The organism is Novosphingobium guangzhouense, assembly GCF_002896965.1.
In the GTDB taxonomy this organism is placed as follows: Bacteria; Pseudomonadota; Alphaproteobacteria; order Sphingomonadales; family Sphingomonadaceae; genus Novosphingobium; species Novosphingobium guangzhouense.
Window position 1 is genome coordinate 166,103 of sequence record NZ_LYMM01000040.1, and the last position, 17,985, is coordinate 184,087.

General features: G+C 60.2%; 14 protein-coding genes, 1 tRNA gene and 2 pseudogenes. 3 read left to right on the forward strand and 14 right to left on the reverse strand.

The annotated features are described in order from the left end of the window. Positions 1–23: 23 nt before the first annotated feature. From A8V01_RS15170 to A8V01_RS15195, 6 genes are all read right to left on the reverse strand, one after another. The gene (locus A8V01_RS15170; RefSeq protein WP_103096663.1) at positions 24–1,205 is read right to left on the reverse strand and encodes a hypothetical protein; all 1,182 of its coding nucleotides are present in this window, start codon (positions 1,203–1,205) and stop codon (positions 24–26) included. Then, positions 1,195–2,529: an oligosaccharide flippase family protein gene (locus A8V01_RS15175; protein ID WP_103096664.1), complete on the reverse strand. Its 1,335-nt coding sequence runs from the start codon at positions 2,527–2,529 to the stop codon at positions 1,195–1,197. The genes A8V01_RS15170 and A8V01_RS15175 overlap by 11 nt, the downstream gene beginning before the upstream one ends. Further along, positions 2,519–3,769, reverse strand: coding sequence for a polysaccharide pyruvyl transferase family protein (locus A8V01_RS15180; RefSeq protein ID WP_103096665.1), 1,251 nt, complete (start codon positions 3,767–3,769; stop codon positions 2,519–2,521). Before A8V01_RS15180 ends, A8V01_RS15175 begins: the two co-directional genes overlap by 11 nt. 108 nt (positions 3,770–3,877) lie before the next feature. Next, positions 3,878–5,026 carry a hypothetical protein gene (locus tag A8V01_RS15185; protein WP_146037274.1) on the reverse strand — a complete coding sequence of 383 codons (1,149 nt, stop codon included), beginning with the start codon at positions 5,024–5,026 and terminating at the stop codon, positions 3,878–3,880. A 3-nt stretch (positions 5,027–5,029) separates the two neighbouring features. Further along, positions 5,030–7,219: a GumC family protein gene (locus A8V01_RS15190; RefSeq protein WP_281256506.1), complete on the reverse strand. Its 2,190-nt coding sequence runs from the start codon at positions 7,217–7,219 to the stop codon at positions 5,030–5,032. A gap of 148 nt (positions 7,220–7,367) precedes the next feature. Further along, positions 7,368–8,657, reverse strand: a complete 1,290-nt coding sequence (locus A8V01_RS15195) for an O-antigen ligase family protein (RefSeq protein WP_170065945.1) — start codon at positions 8,655–8,657, stop codon at positions 7,368–7,370. Positions 8,658–9,256: 599 nt separating this feature from the next. Here A8V01_RS15195 and A8V01_RS15200 point away from each other — a divergent pair. After that, a pseudogene (locus A8V01_RS15200) lies at positions 9,257–9,502 on the forward strand (IS21 family transposase); the annotation flags it as partial. 14 nt (positions 9,503–9,516) lie between these two features. Here the strand turns inward: A8V01_RS15200 and A8V01_RS28235 are convergent. Together A8V01_RS28235 and A8V01_RS15205 are read right to left on the reverse strand one after the other, a co-directional pair. After that, positions 9,517–9,840 (reverse strand): hypothetical protein, encoded by a 324-nt coding sequence (locus tag A8V01_RS28235; protein ID WP_146037276.1) that lies wholly within the window; start codon positions 9,838–9,840, stop codon positions 9,517–9,519. A gap of 71 nt (positions 9,841–9,911) precedes the next feature. Then, positions 9,912–10,457, reverse strand: a complete 546-nt coding sequence (locus tag A8V01_RS15205; RefSeq protein WP_146037277.1) for a site-specific integrase — start codon at positions 10,455–10,457, stop codon at positions 9,912–9,914. 171 nt (positions 10,458–10,628) lie between these two features. On the opposite strand from A8V01_RS15205, the pseudogene A8V01_RS29270 reads away from it, so the two are divergent. Further along, positions 10,629–11,781, forward strand: a pseudogene (locus A8V01_RS29270) (IS3 family transposase). Here the strand turns inward: A8V01_RS29270 and A8V01_RS15215 are convergent. Together A8V01_RS15215 and A8V01_RS15220 are read right to left on the reverse strand one after the other, a co-directional pair. Next, the gene (locus A8V01_RS15215) at positions 11,717–12,679 is read right to left on the reverse strand and encodes a DUF6538 domain-containing protein (protein WP_342747391.1); all 963 of its coding nucleotides are present in this window, start codon (positions 12,677–12,679) and stop codon (positions 11,717–11,719) included. The pseudogene A8V01_RS29270 and the gene A8V01_RS15215 sit on opposite strands and share 65 nt — an antisense overlap. Before the next feature lie 74 nt (positions 12,680–12,753). Then, positions 12,754–12,827 (reverse strand) — tRNA-Gly (locus A8V01_RS15220). Positions 12,828–13,077: 250 nt separating this feature from the next. Here A8V01_RS15220 and A8V01_RS15225 point away from each other — a divergent pair. Continuing rightward, complete coding sequence (locus tag A8V01_RS15225) at positions 13,078–14,430, forward strand: malonyl-CoA decarboxylase (RefSeq protein ID WP_103096762.1); 1,353 nt, start codon at positions 13,078–13,080, stop codon at positions 14,428–14,430. 16 nt (positions 14,431–14,446) lie between these two features. Here A8V01_RS15225 and A8V01_RS15230 read toward each other — a convergent pair whose 3' ends face one another. From A8V01_RS15230 to petA, 4 genes are all read right to left on the reverse strand, one after another. Further along, positions 14,447–14,983, reverse strand: a complete 537-nt coding sequence (locus tag A8V01_RS15230; protein ID WP_103096671.1) for an adenine phosphoribosyltransferase — start codon at positions 14,981–14,983, stop codon at positions 14,447–14,449. 90 nt (positions 14,984–15,073) lie between these two features. Continuing rightward, complete coding sequence (locus A8V01_RS15235; RefSeq protein ID WP_103096672.1) at positions 15,074–15,913, reverse strand: cytochrome c1; 840 nt, start codon at positions 15,911–15,913, stop codon at positions 15,074–15,076. 26 nt (positions 15,914–15,939) lie between these two features. After that, on the reverse strand, positions 15,940–17,241 hold the full coding sequence (locus tag A8V01_RS15240) for a cytochrome b (protein ID WP_103096673.1): 1,302 nt from the start codon (positions 17,239–17,241) through the stop codon (positions 15,940–15,942). 23 nt (positions 17,242–17,264) lie between these two features. Then, positions 17,265–17,798 (reverse strand): ubiquinol-cytochrome c reductase iron-sulfur subunit, encoded by a 534-nt coding sequence (gene petA / locus A8V01_RS15245; RefSeq protein ID WP_103096674.1) that lies wholly within the window; start codon positions 17,796–17,798, stop codon positions 17,265–17,267. Between the last annotated feature and the right edge of the window lie 187 nt (positions 17,799–17,985).

The window sequence follows — 17,985 nt, forward strand, 5'->3', positions numbered from 1 at the left end:
CCGCCAAGCCCCTTTTCTGTGAGCTAGTTCCCCCACGCCGCGCACGCCGTCACGGCGCCTGCCTCCACCGGCTTGATCACAGGCTTGACCGTCGCATTGATCGAGACTGCAGCAGCCCCCTTCGGCGACGCAAGCGACAGGCGAAGTGGCCGGGGTGGTCCATCCGACCACGCCAGGACCGCGAACTTCGCGTTGCCATTCCTCAGCAGGTAGGCATGGGCCCCGGGGCCGACACCCGAACAAGTGCCAGCAACCGACCAGCCCTTCACGCTATGCAGGAAATCCGAAATTTCCGCGTAGCCCGCCTTGGGCCGGTACGCGTGATCCACCAGACCAAAGTTGCTTTCGCGGTCCTGCGCATTCGCATCCCTGTCCATCAGGCTGTACCAGACCGTTGCCTTGCTGCCGCTGACAAGGCCGACGGCCATCATCTGCGCGGCATAGACACTCTGAACATCCCTGGTCACGCTTCGCGGACCTCCTGAGGGATAGCCCCATTCGCCCAGCACGAAATCCACGCCCGGATATGCCTTGCGCAGCTTAGGCAGATCGCCAAGAAATGTTCCCGGCGCGCTGCCGCGATAAGGGTGAATGGCGATACGCGAGAAGCACCCGGTAGCCGCCAGCGGACGCAGAAACGTGGCCTGGTTTCGCGTAGCCAGGGCGCCGCCGATGACCTCGGCGCCGCTATCGACATCGCGAATGGACTTGCAAGCCCGTGCTGAGAATTCAGCAAACTTGACCGCATCCGGGCGACCGCCCCAGAATCTAGGGACGTTGGGTTCGTTCCAGATCTCCCAGACTACGCCACGCCCCTTAAAGTGTTCTGCAGCTGCGGCCAGCCAGCGCAGGAATGCCTTCTGCGATGCGCCGCCCGTCGGCAAGCCACCACCGTCATACAGGTTGTTGCCGCCGTAGACGGTGAAGTAGGCATGCATCCCGCGCGATCTCAGCTTGTCGACAACAGTGTCGTAGAAGCTCCAGTCGTAGACACCGGGTTTGACCTCCGTCGTGTTCCAATAGAACCCCTGTCGGATGAACGAGAACCCTGCATCCGATGCGAGATCTAGGGAGCGGTCGTCGAACTGCTTGGTTGGCAGTTGCACGCCGAACTCCGCACGAGCCTGCGTCGAAACCAGAGCGGTCGCCGCAGTGGCAGCACCGAACGAAAGCCGGGCAACCGGTCCAAGGCACTTAATAAGCATTGATCCCTCTCGGAAAGAAGCGACGAAGCAGCCCCATGTACATGCGAAAATCCTCAAGCTTGGGCCACAGGGTATTCCAGTACGGTACATCCGAAATCTTCGAGAATATCCGCATCTTAACCGCAAGATTCGCCGTCGACGAAATGAATGTCGCCCATGCGGCGCCGTTCAGTCCGAATTTCGGGATAAGCAGCAGGCATGCGGCAATGTTCACCAGGACAGGAATGAATGCCGTAGACACATTCAACTGCGGACGACCGCGCGCGGTGAAATCATTGGCCAATATTCGGGTTACCGCCACGAACGCGCTGCCCGCCAGCAGTATCTGCAGCGGCAGCAGCGCACCTGCGAAATTGGCGCCGAAAATCTCATGCAGGAAAATCTGCGCCAGCACCGCCAGAACGAATGCGGCGACAACGGAAAGCTGGAAGGTGAGCCGGCACAACTGCGCGGTCAACTGTGCTCCGTTGCTCTCCCCGTAGTCGCTCGCAAGGCGCGGCAAGGCGACGGTAGTAACCGCAGTTGTCAGCACCAGAAGACGCTCCGCGATTTGCGTCGCTATCGCAAATACCCCAACCCCGGTCAGCCCAAGAAATATCGTGACAAAATAATAGTTTATCCTTTGATGGACGAGTGCAAAGATATTCCCGATATAAGAGAATACGCCGTACCGGAAATACTTCGTGAAGAATTCGTCCAATTCCCGCTTTTCGCTCGGTTCTGCGCGCAGAAGCTTGATCAGGAAATAAAAGGTCAAAACCGATGCAACCGCCATCGATGCGCCATAGCACGCGACGGCATAGGCAGCGCTGCGGTACCCTGCCGAGTAGGATATGAGCAGGAAGACAAAGCACAACACGACAGGCGCCAGAGTTGCGTAGCTGTGGTAACGAAAATCCTGACGCCCCTGAATGAGGCTCGATAGGAACAACTGCAGCAAGTATGGCGGAAAGGAACAGATGCCCGCCAGAGCAACCGCCGAATCCTTGATCTCCTCGCCGAATATCTCCTGATATCCAAAGAATCCCGCCACCCCAAGGACCGAAAGGATAGCCCACAGAATAAAGTTCATCGGCAGGGCCTGCCGCAGTCCTGTCTTTCCATTGGCCAGGAAAAACACGTTTGAATAGATAACACCGCCGTTGGTCAACGTGCCCAGCGTTACCGGCAGTAAGGTCGCCAGAGCATAAAGGCCATTGCCCCCCGGTCCGAGTTGCCGCGCCACGATAACCGAAGTCCCCAGCCCGACAAGGGTGGCAAGCGCCATTCGAACGAGCGTGCGCACGATGTTCTTGAGAACTTGCGCATCCAGCTTACTGGACATGGGAGTCCCGGACGCTTGCGAAAGGCGATACCGCAGCTTCGATATCGCGAAGTGCCAATTCCTTGAGGCGCGCCAGCGCAGAAAGGTCGACTTCCTCCGTCAGGGCATGCTTCAACCGATCAAGAACCGGCCCCACGGAACGTTGGTCGCCAGGCTCGATATACATGTTCGCACGACCGCTGAGCTTGGCGAAATCGCGGACCTTGGCGTCCCAGATCAACCCGATGCTAGGTACACCCAACGAAAACGCGATGATATTCGCATGAAGCCGATGCGCGATCACCACATCGAAGCCCGCGATCAGGCGCACCAATGCATCAGGGCTGCCGCACCGTTCGCGCTTCAGAAAATCCCCGAACTGCGCCAGTCGCGGACTCGACACAACGCTGTCCAGAAAACGTTCGTCCGGCGGATCGCCGTTCGTGAATAATACCAGATGCTTTCCATCGGCCGCCAGTCGCTCGATCGTGTTCACGAAGAAATCGAACACATCGGCATCTTCGAACCTGTCCGAAGCCGCAGAATGCTTCTGCAGCGCCCCCGGATGGGTAATGCAGATGCCGATCCTGTTCGCACGCGCCGCCGGGCGAGTGACCCCAAAGGCATCCGCCGACCAGAATGCCGGATCGGCCGTGACGGCTACGCCAAGATCCTGCCGCGGCCCAAGCGCGCGAAACTTCTGTGCCGATTCCACGTCGCGAAACGACGCTCGCTTGAACCAGGGATTATTCAGGGCATCGCGGATCACCGAGCGCCCCAGACGGCTCCAGTTACTTGAACATCCGCAAGCATTGGCCACAACGGGAACAGACTTCTTCGACGCGATGGAACACAACAGCCGCAGCTTCAGCGGAAAATTCAGATCATTGTCGATGAACAGATGTCCACCGTTGAGGATCACAAGGTCGGTGCCTCCAGAAAATGCCGCATGGTATTTTTGCTGCAGCGCCTTGCGGCTACGCAGGCTCCAACGTGCAAGGACTTTCGCCATCCGCAGGTAAGGCGAACGCACCGAACGCTTACGGGCGCCCGGAGCGCCAACGGTACCCGCATCCGGTATCCGCGTGCGGCCCGCCAGATCAAGATGGTTTACTCTCGCAGCCGGGATTACCTGCTTCACCAGATACTCGACGCAGTGTGCAATCACCCCATCGCCAAGATTGTTGCTGAACGTTTCACCACACAGAAGAATGGAAGGGGGGGCATCCGCCGCACCATCGGCAATCGACTTGGTACTCATGTAGCAATCCCTTGCATTGACGGCTGGAATGGACGCCCACACTCCACAGGAGTGCCCGACGGCCCAACAGCATTCAGCCCCCTCACAGTGTTTTACTATGTCTGCCGGCTATTCCATCGACATCTGAACTGCGGCCAGTTCGCCGCGCCCTCTGCCAGCCTGGATCTTGATGAGTTGACTCTCGCAACCGATCGGGATGTTGATCCGCGTCGCCTGCGAACCAATCGTGAATTCGGCGAACTTGATCTGCTTTTCCTGCACGAAGCAGATAACTTGAAATTTCGGCGACGCACCTTCTACACGACCATTGAATACAATGTCGTGCGCCCCCGGACGCATCAGCGCATACCTGCTGGCGACAACCTTCTGGAAAGGATCGCTGTTTTCATACCTTATGGCACTGACGCCTTCATGCTCGACGAACTCCCGACTGAGCGCTGCGGCTACAGGGTATTTCCAGCCAAACGGACCACTTGCATCGTCATCACCATTGACGAACCCGGCGTTTCGCTTGGCGGCCTGCCCCTGAAGGCCGCACGCCCCGCTCCAGAGCGCCTCGATCGTCGGTCCGTAACCCGCACGAATAATCGCCCCCGCCGTATCGGTTAGGCCCGGACAATTGATGCTGGCCCCCCGATCACGGAAGGTGGCCGCCAAAGACGCCATGGCTTTGGGAGAAAGGGTCACAGCCGCCAGCCGCAACAGCGGATTGGTCCAGGCAGCCTCCCGTCCGACCAAGAACTGAAAGGCGGCAAGTCCTTCGGGCTGAGCAAGCAACTCTGTCGTCAGCCGGTTCAGTTCATCACCCGTGTCGCCTTTGCGCCACATTGCCATGATCCGCTGAGCAGCAACTTCCCATTCCCCACCGTTCATCGCCAGCCGCGCGACGGTGGCCTGAGTAAAGCTGTCTCGCCAGCCTCTGGCAGCGGACAGCAGCAGGGCCTTCAGCGCCTTATCGTCATCACCGTTGCGTAGCGCACCGAGGGCAACCAGAGATAGCCCTTCGGCAGGAATGGGACGGCGTAGAACCATTTCCCGTGCAAGGCGCACACCTTCATCATTAGCCCCGCGCGCGTAGGCGGCATTGGCAGTTGCTTCGAATGCGGCCCCGCGAAACATCGAAGGGACGTATCGCGCCAGGCCCGAATTTCGCTTGGAAGCGCGATCAAATTCGAAGCCCGCCGCCGCCATCGCGACGGCAAGCCACGATACGAACCAGATGATCCTGACGAGGCCGGGCATTCGAAGCTTGCTCACGCCTTAGTTGCCCGAATTTCCATACGAATAGTACGTGTCGTAGGCGTAGTAGCTGTGCCCGTCTCCGGCGTTCTTGGGGTTGAAGCGGTTGAGGACGACACCCAGGATCTTGGCGTTCACCAGATTCAGGCGGCGCAACGCCGACTTCACCGCGCCGCGATGGAAGACCGAAGCATCGATCACGAACAGCACGCTGTCCGCATGGGTAGCCAACAGCGCGGAGTCGGAAAGACCCAGCAGCGGCGGGCTGTCCAGGATGATGAGGTCGTAACGTGCCCGTGCTTCCGCAACGAAGCCGGCCACACCCTCGCCGCCAAGCAGCAACGCCGGTTCCGGCGGCATGGGCAATGCGGTGACGTAGCTGAGATTCTCGATGCCGGAAGGTATCACGATCTCATCGAAGGTCTTCTGGTTGGTCAGATAATCGGCAAGACCCGACTGAGACCGTTCGCTCAGATGGTGGTGCAGCGTCGGACGACGAAGATCGGCGTCGACCAGCAGGACACGCTTGCCGAGGCGAGCGACCTCGTTCGCAATCGCGCGGGCAGTCGTGGACTTGCCTTCCGATTCACGCGAACTCGTGATCATGAGCAGCGGAGGCAGGCCGTTCGCGGTGGAATAGCGAAGGTTGGTGACCAGCGAGCTATAGGCTTCACCCACACCTGAACGACGATCGTCGAGCGCGTCGGTAAGGTCGCGCTTTTCTTCAAGCGGGATGAGACCCAGCAGCGGGAGCCCGACCTTCGCCTCGACATCTTCGGGCGAACGGATGGAACCGTCGAGTATTTCGCGAAGCAGTGCCGCCAGACCGGCGACAAGGGCACCCAGAATGATCGACGCCAGAATATTGATGATGAGCTTGGGTGACGACGGCTTCGTCGGCACTTCAGCCTGGTCAATCAGTGCGATGTTATTCACCGCCGCACCGGAAGTCGCGTTGATCTGGTTATAGCGCGAAAGCAGCGTATCATAAAGCGCGCGATTGGTATCCGCGATGCGCTTGAGAACGGAATACTGAACGCCACGATCCTGCTCGTTCAGCGCCTCTTCCTGAAGCGACTCCACCTTGGAAACCAGCGATTGTTCTCGCTCCGCTGCGGCCTGATAATCGAGGTAGGAAGACTTCTTAATGGAGTCAGCCAGAGAGTTGATGCGGCGATCAAGCTCGGCAACCTGGACGCTCTTCGCCTTAACTTGCGGAGCATTGTCCAGATAGCGGGATTTTGCGTCGGCAAGCTCGGCCTCCGCCTTGACCTTCGAACTCACCAACGACTGAACCGCCTGATTGCTGTTCACCTCGCTGATGGAAAGAGGGGCGGCGCCCGAAACGGCCTGCCAACGGTCTTCGGCAGCGATGCGGTCCGCAGTGGCCTTCGACGCGGCGTCATTCAACTGGACCAGCGTGCTGCTCGTAACCGAAAGTTCGGTATCCGACTTGGCCCCATCGTTCTGGCTGGCGACACGAATGAGACCCGCCGCACGGGCGTAATGGTTGAGGTCACGCTCCGACTGCGTCACCTTTATCCGAGCTTCGTCCAGCTGATCCGCCAGAAATTTGCGTGCGTACGAACTGCTATCGTACTTCTGGCGCAGATTGCCGTCGATGTAGCGCTCAGCATACAAGTTCGCAAGCCGCGCCGCATATTCGGGGCTGCGGCTACTTACGGTAATCGCAATGATCCGGCTGTTCACCGGCAGCTTGATGGCAAGCGCCTTCATCAGCGCCTCGATGGCAAGATCGCGCCGGGCAGTCGCAAACTGCTTCTTCACGAAGCCCTTGTCAGCCAAGTCCTCGTCCGTGGGCATGCTGGAACCCACGGCATCGAAGAAGCCCGCATCACGGTCAAAACCGCCGGCCTCGATTACCCGGCGGGCCAATGAGCGACTCTGCAGAATGCCCACCTGGGTTTGCAGAAAGCGGTCCGTGTCCCACGAAGCACCAGCGCGCTGGAGATCGCTGCCCTCAATGATCTGATCGGCCTGATCTTGCACCAGAACCTGCGCTTGCGCGTCATATTCAGGCGTAATCAGCATGGTGACGATCACGCCGAGCACCACCACGCTCGCAGCCGTCGCAGCCATCAGAACGGCATTCCGGCGAATGATGGCTATATATTTCTTGAAGTTGACTTCGAGGCCCGAATCGGAAGCCGAACTATCGGCTCCCGCTCCAAACAGGCGCTCTGCGGACACTGTGTCTTTCAAAATTTACCCCCGCCACTCAAACGAGCTCGACAGCGACTGAACTCACGAAGAAATGCCATTATGCCTGCTTCGAGATCGGGCTTATCACAACCCAGGGACAGCCTATGGTCTAAAACCTAATCTCTGCGCAAAAATTCTATTCCGTCTCGTTCGAATCCCTTCGGTGAACGCTGCGACTGCGGCTCAACATCATGGCAAGCATCGCACTTGCCACGCATAGCATAGCCTGATTGCGCAATGGATAGTCTACCGTTGATTGCATGAGAAGCATCGCGAAAACGACGATCGGTGCAACACTGGTGCCCTCACGAGCGTGCCATGATCGCACGGTTTCCCAAACGACCAGCACCAGCCAGCCAACCAGCAACAACAAACCGAAAATGCCTGACTCAACAGAGATTTCCAGCAGGTCATTGTGCGCTCGGCGGGCACGTCCAAAGGACAGCGTCTCGAGAGATTCGTCGACCTGGAAAACTTCGTCGAAGGTGCCGATCCCGCTTCCCACCGGCCAGTAGCGGTCGATTACGTTACGCGTATCGCTCCAGATTGCGGGCCGGGCATCTTCCAGCGATTCAAAGCGATCGAAGCTGCGCTGCAGGCGTCCGCTTTGCGAAACGACGCTTGCTGCACCAACCAGCGCAACTACGCCCGCCAGCACGGTCATTACCACATGCTTGCGCCGGATCAGGCCCCGATAAGCGATGTAGATGCGCGCGAGCGCGCATACCACCGGCACCAGAGCGATGCCGATGCCCGATCGCGATCCCGTCAGCACGATGCCCACGACAAGCAGCAATCCGCATATGGCGATCGCCAGCATTGCCCCCGCCTTCATCCGGCCTGCCGGCACCGCAAACACCAGCGCCACCAGTGCAATGTCGAGGAACAACGCGGTCGTGTTGCGGTTCGCGAACAGCCCGTGCAGGTTGTGCAGACCGTAAGTCTCTGCATAGAACACGAAAAGATGGTTGTTGCTCGCCAGCTGCGGCAGCCCCAGCAACACGCAGAACACCCCGGCAAGGGCGATGGCGCCCAGCAGCAACTGCCTCTCGCGATGCGACAGGCGGTACCCCATCACGATGATCAGCAGCGGAGGCAGCATTGCCGCAAAGGCGATTGCAGTACGCCGCAGATCGACGGTCATCGGGAACCACGCATCCGGCTTGCCGATTAGCGACAGCGATTCAGAAATGAGATCCCTCCCCGGCAGCGCGCGCCAGATCGCGGGAGGAAGCGACAACATCTGAAGCAACGGCAGCAGCAGGGTCAGCGCCAGCAGGGCAACCAGATACCGCGGCGCCTCGCGCGCGAAGCCTCCGAACACCCTGCCATTCAATGCGATGCACAAGATCGCGGCAAGTTGCACAACAAGGTTTGAGAATGCAGCATTCACGCCGCCCCCGCCCAGCAGGATACCGACCAGCAAGATGGCCGCCAACTGCACGAACTGCGTCGTCGGCCTGGTGCGCGCGCGGCCATGGACCGGGCTTCTGACCGGAGCGGAGGAAGATCTTTTCCTGTTCATCAATCGCGAAGCAGCCAGTGCTTTTCCCTCAAACTGCCGAACGAATTGATCATCTGGACATCCAAGCACGACTTTGCGCAATGCGCAAGATGACAACCGAACAAGGAATACAATCAAAGAATGATTTTAACTAGTTGTACACAAGCCACGCAACACGGATACAATCATTCAAGAGAAGATCAACTTCTCGTAAGTTGACACAACATTATAAGATTGCATGAAATGCTCATTCGCCTTCCGGGTTCCAACACCCTTACGCCAAAATCTTGCCAGAATCGTCCAATCGTAGTCCGATGCCTTCCTAAGGGACTATACCGCGCTGCACAATGAGGTGCAATCGGGTATACGTCTTTTTCCGGACACGGCTGGTCGTGCTCTGCCGTTACAGGGTGTTGATTGCCACTGAGAAGTGATCCGGGAAGGCTATAAGTTTCCGCTGAGAATTGACCCATGTTTTCCTGCCTTCCAGCTGCCAGTCGGAGGGTCGTGGAGCGATCGACATGGACTTACTCAGTGTGATCCGCCGTTGGCATTTCCGGCAGAAGATCCCCATTCGGGAGATCAAGCGCCGGACCGGCCTGTCCCGCAAACAGAAGCGGACCGCTAAGCAGTTGCACGCCGATCTGGTAAAGCTGGGATATGATGGCTCTTACAACCGGGTTGCGGCTTTTGCCCGACGATGGCGAACCGAACTGCAGTATGAGCATCAGAACAGTGGGCGTGGGACATTCGTGCCCCTGGTCTTCCCCTCTGTGACGACCTAGAGTGAACCGTCGTCGTACGTCCATAACGATGCGCCGCAAAGGTATTCGGCTCGCACGTTTTTCAGATGACACGGCGCAATGACGGCGACGACATGTTGGAAATAACGCGCATACGCACTCATTTGCGATGGAAGACGGCGGAAGGAATCCTTGGCAGTTATGATTTCCAACCCGATTGTCGTATCTGCAAAGATCGCTAGGTCTGCTCGCACACCGCTACTACCCAGCGTGAACTCTGCCGTGACAATCGGCTTTCGACGCCGACCGTTCGCTGTGCGAACGTGAGCCAACGTTGCAGCCTTAATCCATGCTTCGTCCATAGGCCCTCCTTGACGACGGTCGTCTGATAATTTGATCGGCAGACGTCAAGGTGCAAGCTCAATCGAGCATGTCAGCCCCCCCCCCCGTGCAGGAGAACCGAGAGATCCAATCCGGAGTATTCGATAAGCGAGATGGCCTCGAAAAGGACGTGCGGCCGATACCCGGTTCCATAGCTATCTGCCGCCTCACTTTGGCTACCACTAGTGATCCATCCACCGAGGGTAAGTGCAATATCCCGGTCAATACGCGCATTGCGTGCTGCATCCCTGAAGCCATGCCGAAACGAATGATAACAGGTGAGTGGTGCTTTTGCGCCAGCGCTTACAAGAAAGCGAGAAAACCAGCGCGAGAATGCAATCGACCGAAAACCCCGCGCTCCGGCGGGGATGTCATCAAATAACTTAGCCTCCCCCGAGCACTTCCTTTTCTCAGCAAAATTCATGAACCCGATTTCGTGGAGTACTGGGTGGACCGGGACAATCCGCGCGCTCGTTTTTGTTTTAAGCGATTTGTCACGTGTGCCGATACCGCTTTCCTCGGTCACTACGAAGCACGCAATGCCCTCAAGAATTCGGACGTCAGAAACATCAAGCTGGCAAATCTCGTTCAATCTCATCCCGGTGAACAGTCCAATGAGCGGCACCCAGAAGCGGGCACCGCTCGCGACCACCGTACCCGGAATCGCATAACCGGTCTGCTCATCTCGGCATCCGACATAGATTGTGACCTGCCCCCCGAAAGGTCCCTCATTCTGATGTAGAGTTTGCCCACGAGAAGGAGCAGACGCATGAGGAAGAGCCGTTTCACCGAGGCGCAGATCATCGGGATGATCAAGGAACAGGAGGCAGGGCTTCCAACGGTCGAGGTTTGCCGGAAGCACGGGCTGAGCACGGCGACCTTTTACAAGCTGAAGGCGAAGTATGGCGGCATGGAGGTTTCCGATGCCCATCGGTTGCGGCAGTTGGAGGACGAAAACGGCAAGCTGAAGCGGCTCCTAGCCGACAGCATGCTGGACAACGCGATCCTGAAAGACCTGCTGGGAAAAGGCTGACGACGCCGGGCCAGCGGCGCGACGTGGCGCTCGGCGTGATACGGGACTACCAGGTCTCACAGCGCCGGGCCTGCGTGCTGATTGGCGTCGATCCCAAGACGGTCAGGCGCGAACGCCCGCCGGACCACGGAGCGATCCGCGAAGCCATGCGGGAGATCGCAGGGCAGCGCCGTCGGTTCGGCTATCGCCGGATCGGCGTCATGCTGGAGCGCAAGGGCATGAGCATGAACCACAAGAAGCTCTACCGGCTATATCGGGAAGAAGGCTTGTCTGTACGCCGACGACGCGGCCGCAAGCGCGCCCGAGGCAGCCGGACGCCGGTGCCGGGAGCACTTCGTCCTGGTGACCGCTGGTCGATGGACTTTGTCGCCGATACGTTTGGCGCGTCGCGCAAGTTCAGGATTCTGGCGATCAACGATGATTGCTGTCGGGAGAACCTGTGCTTGGCCGCGGATACCAGCATCTCGGGGCTCGGGTGGCGCGCGAACTGGATGCGCTGGTTCGCCTGCACGGGAAACCTGCTTGCATTGTCAGTGACAATGGCACTGAATTTACGAGCCGGGCGATCCTGCAATGGGCCAGCCAGAACAAGGTCGAGTGGCATTACATCGATCCCGGAAAGCCCCAGCAGAACGGCTTCATCGAGAGCTTCAACGGCTCATTGCGCGATGAGCTGCTCAACGAGGAGCTGTTCGACAGCTTGGCTGACGCCCGCCGGAAGCTGGCCATCTGGCGCTACGACTACAACCATGTTCGGCCCCACTCTTCGTTGGGAAATCGAACGCCTGCACAAGCGCGTCGGACGTTCGTGCAGGACGATAGCATCACGCCCGACGCGCTTGTGCAGGCGAGCATGGCGGAATATTCAACCGCAAGACTCTCGTTATGATCGAGGGACCGCCGGGGGGCAGGTCAATTGGGGCAGCAAAGATTCGCTGTAATTGCCACGTCGCGAATGGCTTGCGCCGATCTTGCGGGTGGACCATCTCCGCTATCTGGAGGCCACGGGCTGGATTTCGACGGATGTGCTCCTCCGCAACGGCCAAGTTCATCATAGTGGCAAACCGCGCCATATAGGCGTTCAAGTTCGTCACATTAATGGTCCTTATATCGCCATCCGCTTTCGCCAGCGCCACGGCGGCCTCCACGGTCATTCCGCCATACTTCTTGCCGTAGTTCACCGGCAGCCACCTGAGAGTCTCCAGCAGGTATCGACAGGCATCTCGTGTGATTGCCCCGATAGGCGTGGAACCGCCGAGCACATCCTCTACAATCTTTCGGGTCGTGCTGTAAGCCAGCATCGTCCTCGCCGACCGCTTGCGCGTGGGATCGGCTAGATATCGGTCATATATCTCCGACAGGCTTGTACCGGATTCTGAATCGTCGCCAACCCGTTTCATGAGTGGAGGCTCCGTGGTCTTGAGGATGCCCTCGCACGCTCCTCCATCCACGCCTTCGCGATCTGGAGGCAAAAGTCGCGGGTCGAACGGCATCCCCAATTTCTGCCGGATACGCTCGAACAACACCTCGATTTCCGAGGCTGCCAACCGGCAGAGACGTATAAACACATCGAGGCTGTCGGTCTTCAACGACCGTTTGATATGCGACCGCCCCATTGCAGCCCTGAGATCGACCGGTACGCGTACACGGAACTGGTAGATCGAACCGCGCCGGGACAGTCCGCGAATTGACCGTTTGTGCCCTCCTGTTGTGACCCACTGGGGACGGCTATTTTTCGCGGAATTCTCGGAGGATACCGCAGCATCACAGTGATCGGTGTGACCCACCTCTGTGACCCAGACGCGCGAAATTGACCGCTGATTGGCGGATTTCTGCGTGTTTTCAGGACGTTGGAGAGGCTTGGAGCGGGTAGCGGGAATCGAACCCGCATAGCCAGCTTGGAAGGCTGGAGCTTTACCACTAAGCTATACCCGCTCGATAGAGCCGCTTGCGAAAGGCCCGTGGTGCCCAGCCTCCGCTTCGTTGGAGGCGCTTGCCACGGGCAAGGCACTGCCGTCAACGCCTGTCTTGCATATCCTCGCACTTATCTGCCGGACAAAGTGTGCTTTCAGCGCTGGAGCCATACCCGCTCCACGCCTCGCCGCCTCGCGCTTCAACGTATTCTCTCAGCCCGGCTGCGATGATAGCTTCGTCGCCTCAGTCTGTCGACGAGAACGAGGTCATCATGAACACGCCCCGGACGCACACGCCCGCAGAAGCAGCTTCCGCACGGCGGCGCAGCCCGCTTGACCTGCTGATGCATTCGGGCGTCGGCAAGCTGCTGCGCGGGATCGGCGTCGCGCCCCGGCCGGGCGAGAGCCTGCTCGATCTTGCCGACGCCCTGCTTTCGCTGCGCGGACGCGCTTCCGGGCCGGCGCTGGCCTGCGCGTTCTTCGACCTTTACGAAGCCAGCGATATCGCCACGCGGCAGGAGTTTCTGAGCAAGGTCCACGATCTTCACCCCGCCGACGCGAAGGCCATCGATCAGGCGATTGCCCGCTGGAACGACGAGCGGGACGAAGCTGCCGCTCTCGCGCTTCATGTCGCCAGCAAATCGCCCAGCCGCCGGCTGATCAACCAGCTCAACCTTGCCCCGCAAGGCACCCGGCGGCTGATCGACTTGCGCGAGGATCTGCTGGCGGTCCCGCGCGCGACCTCCACGCCCGGCCTTGCCGCGCTTGACCGTGACCTGGAAAGCGCCTTCACCGCATGGTTCAACGCCGGGTTCCTCGAACTGCGCCGCATCGGGTGGGACGGTTCGGCGCAACTTCTCGAACGCATCATCCGCTATGAGGCGGTGCACCAGATTCAGGGCTGGGATGACCTGCGCCGCCGGGTCGAGCCGGTCGACAGGCGCTGCTACGGCTTTTTCCACCCCCAGATGCGCGACGATCCGCTGATCTTCGTGGAAGTCGCGCTGACCCCGCAGGTGCCCGGCTCGATCCACGATATCATCTCGGAGCAGCGCGAGACGACCGCGCCGCGCGATGCCAGTTGCGCGATCTTCTATTCGATCAGCAACTGTCAGGTTGGGCTCAAGGGCATTCCCTTCGGCAACCACCTTATCAAGCGCGTGGTCGGGCAGCTGCAGGAGGAACTGCCGCACCTCAAGACTTTCGCCACGCTTTCGCCACTGCCGGGCTTCGCGAAGTGGTTGGATAAGGAGAAGGGCGGGAACGGCGAGCATGCCGCGCCCGGCGCGCAGGAACTGCGGCGACTGGCTGCGCACTATCTTGTCGAGGCGAAAGGAAAGGGCAACCAGCCGCTCGACCCGGTCGCGCGCTTTCACCTGGGCAACGGCGCCCGGCTTGAGGCCATCCATGCCAATGCCGACTTGTCCGCCAACGGGCAGAAACAGGCGCACGGCGTAATGGTCAATTACCTATACGACCTTGCCTATATCGAGGCGAACGTCTTCGCGCTGACCGAACTGGGCACCGTCGCTACATCGAAGACCGTGCAGGGCCTTCTGGCGCAAGAGCCGGAAGGCGGCGCGAAGAAGGGCGGCAGGAAGGCGACCGACGCGCTTCCCGCCTGAACCTTGCAATGCCGCCTCAATGCCCGTCGAACGCCAGCAGCGCATCGGCGGGTACACCGGCCGCGCGCAGCCGGTCGGCACCGCCAAGGTCAGGCAGGTCGATGGCGAAGAGGGAGTGGACGACGCTGCCTCCCGCCCGGCGCAGCAGTTCGACCGCCGCCAGCGCTGTGCCGCCGGTGGCGATAAGGTCATCGACCACCACCACGCGCGCACCGTCCGGCACCGCCCCCGGATCGACCTCCAGCGTATCGGTGCCGTATTCCAGCGCATAGTCGATGGCGAGGACCGGCACGGGCAGCTTGCCCGGCTTGCGCACCGGCACGAAAGGCAGGCCCATGCGCGCCGCCATCGCCGCGCCAAATACGAAGCCGCGCGCCTCGATCCCGGCGATCACCTGTGCGCCGGCCGCCTCTGCGCGCGCCGCCATGTGGCCCACCGCCGCCGCGAAGCCGGGACCGTCACCGATCAGCGTCGTCACGTCGCGGAACAGGATTCCGGGCTTGGGGAAGTCTGGGATCGTGCGCACCAGCTGGCGCAGGTCTTCGACGGTCACGGGCAATTCTCCGGCATTCCAAAAACGAAGCGCCCCGCCATCACCTGGATGGCGGGGCGCCGGAGCCCTTAGCAGGGTGAAGGCTTCACGTCAGTGCTTCTTGCCGGCCCAGATGTTCCGGTAGGACATATATCCCAGCACGGTCGCGAAGATCAGGAAGAGCACCACGGCGAAACCGGTCTGGTTGCGCTTTTCCAGCTTGGGTTCGGCGGTCCAGACGAGGAACGCGGAGACGTCCTTCGACATCTGCTCCACCGTCGGCTTGGGGTTGCCGGGGCCGTATTCTACCTGCCCGTCACCCGTAAGCGGCGGTGCCATCGCGAGGTTGAGGTTCGCGAAGTAGGGGTTGTAGTGCAGGCCCGCGGGGGTCTTGGAATCCGGGAATTCCTTCAGCAGCTCGGCGGGCTGTGCCTGGAAGCCGGTCAGCAGCGAATAGACGTAGGCGGCGCCGTCGTGGCGGGCCTTGGCCATCAGCGAGAGGTCCGGCGGGATCGCATTGTTGTTCGCCGCGCGCGCTGCGATGTCGTTGGCGAAGGGCTTGGGGAAGTAGTCCGTCGCGGTGCCCGGACGGGTGTTTGCCTCTCCGGTGGTGGGATCGACGCCGGGAACCTGGAAGCCCGCCGCGATCGTCTTCACCTGACCTTCGGAATAGCCCAGCTGCTCCAGATCGCGGAAGGCGACGTGGCTGAGCGAGTGGCAGGCCGAACAGACTTCCTTGTAGACCTGGAAGCCGCGCTGCAGCTGCTGCTTGTCGAACTTGCCGAAGGGGCCATCGCTGGCGAGGTGCAGTTCCTTTGGATGCAGGTGGAACTCGTGCTCCGCCGTGGCGGCGGGCGGCTCGGTGATCTGCGTGTAGGCGCCCTTGCCGAACGACCACGCCAGCGCGACCGTGAAGAACAGCCCGACGAGGATCGAGAGAATGCGTGCCATGTCTTTCGTCTTTCGTTCTGGCTGGATCAGACGGCCGAAGCCGGGGCGGCGGGGACGGAAAGCTGCGCTTCGTCATCCTTGCCGAGCACGGCTTCGGTGATCGAGAACGGCAGCGGCAGCGGCTTCTCGATGGCCGAAACCACCGGGATGATGATCAGGAAGTGCGCGAAGTAGTAAAGCGCCGCCAGCTGGCTGAACATCACGTAAGGCTCCGCCGCCGGAGCGCCGCCGCAGTAGAACAGCACCGCCATCGCCGGGATCAGGCCGAAGAAGAAGAACTTGCGGTACAGCGGGCGATAGCCGCCCGAACGCACCGGCGACTTGTCCAGCCAGGGCAGGAAGAACCACACCAGGATCGCGCCGAACATGGCGAGCACGCCCATCAGCTTGGCCGGGATGAAGAAGAAGTCCTGCGTGAAGGCGCGAAGGATCGCGTAGAACGGCCAGAAGTACCATTCGGGCACGATATGCGCCGGCGTGCTCATCGGGTTGGCCGGAATGTAGTTGTCCGGGTGGCCCAGCGCGTTGGGGAAGTAGAACACCGCGATCGCGAAGAGGATCGCGAAGACGCCGATCGCCCAGCCGTCCTTGGCCACATAGAAGGGATAGAACGGCACCGTGTCCGAGCTGGACTTCACTTCCACGCCGGTCGGGTTCGACGAGCCGGGAATGTGCAGCGCCCAGATGTGCAGGATCACCACGCCCAGGATCACAAACGGCAGCAGGTAGTGGAGCGAGAAGAAGCGGTTGAGCGCGGCGTTATCAGGCGCGAAACCGCCCAGCAGCCACTGCTGCAGCGGCTCGCCCACGAAGGGGATCGCGCCGAACAGGCCGGTGATGACCTTGGCGCCCCAGAAGCTCATCTGGCCCCAGGGAAGGACGTAGCCCATGAAGGCGGTGGCCATCATCAGCAGGAAGATCACCACGCCCAGCAGCCACACCATTTCGCGCGGCGCCTTGTATGAACCGTAGTAGAAGCCGCGGAAAATGTGGATGTAGATGACGACGAAGAAGGCCGAGGCGCCGTTGGCATGCGCATAGCGCATCAGCCAGCCCCAGTTCACATCGCGCACGGTCATTTCGATTGTGTCGAACGCCACGGCAGTGTTGGCCGCATAGTGCATGGCCATGACGATGCCGGTGACGATCTGCAGCACGAGGCAGAGCCCCGCCAGGAAACCGAAGTTCCAGAAATAGTTGAGGTTGCGCGGCACTTCATAGCCGCCACCCACTGCGTTGTAGACGAGGCGCGGGATCGGCAGCCGGTCGTCCATCCACTTCATGAAGGGATGCGCGGGGGTATAGTGCTTTACCCAGGGAAAGCTCATGTTCTTGATCCTCTCTCTTGGGCTCAGCCGATCTTGACGACGGTGTCGGAGCTGAAGGTGTAGTCCGGAACCTCAAGGTTCTTGGGCGCGGGGCCCTTACGGATACGGGCGGCGGTGTCATACGACGAACCGTGGCAGGGGCAGAAGTAGCCGCCGAACTCACCCTTCACTTCACCCTCGCCGGCGCCGAGCGGCACACAGCCCAGGTGGGTGCAGACACCCATGGTGATGAGCCAGTTTTCCTTGCCTTCCTTGGTGCGCTCTTCCAGCGTCTGGGGATCGCGCAGCGAGGACGCGTCGACCGCGTTCGCCTCGGCGATTTCCTTGGGCGTCAGGTTGCGCACGAAGACCGGCTGCTTGCGAAATACCGCCTTGATCGCCTGGCCGGGCTGGATAGCCGAGATATCAATTTCGGTGGAAGATGCCGCGAGAACATCGGCCGATGCCGACATCTGGCTCACGAGCGGGACGACGATCCCGATTCCTGCAACGCCTGCAGCGCTGACTGCGGCGATGTTGATGAAATCGCGCCGCCTTACGCCCTCTGTTTCTGCCATGTTTGCCCTTGCCTTGCTTTCGACAACCCTCTCTGCCGGAGGTGCGGCAGGAGGTCTATCAGACCGAATGGTATCCTGGTATCCCCCGTGCCGGCTCACGAAACATGGGCCAAAACCCATGAATCTCCCGACTTTGGGGTTTCTGTTATACAGGAACGTCGGCCCTGCCAACCTTGATTTTGGTCAA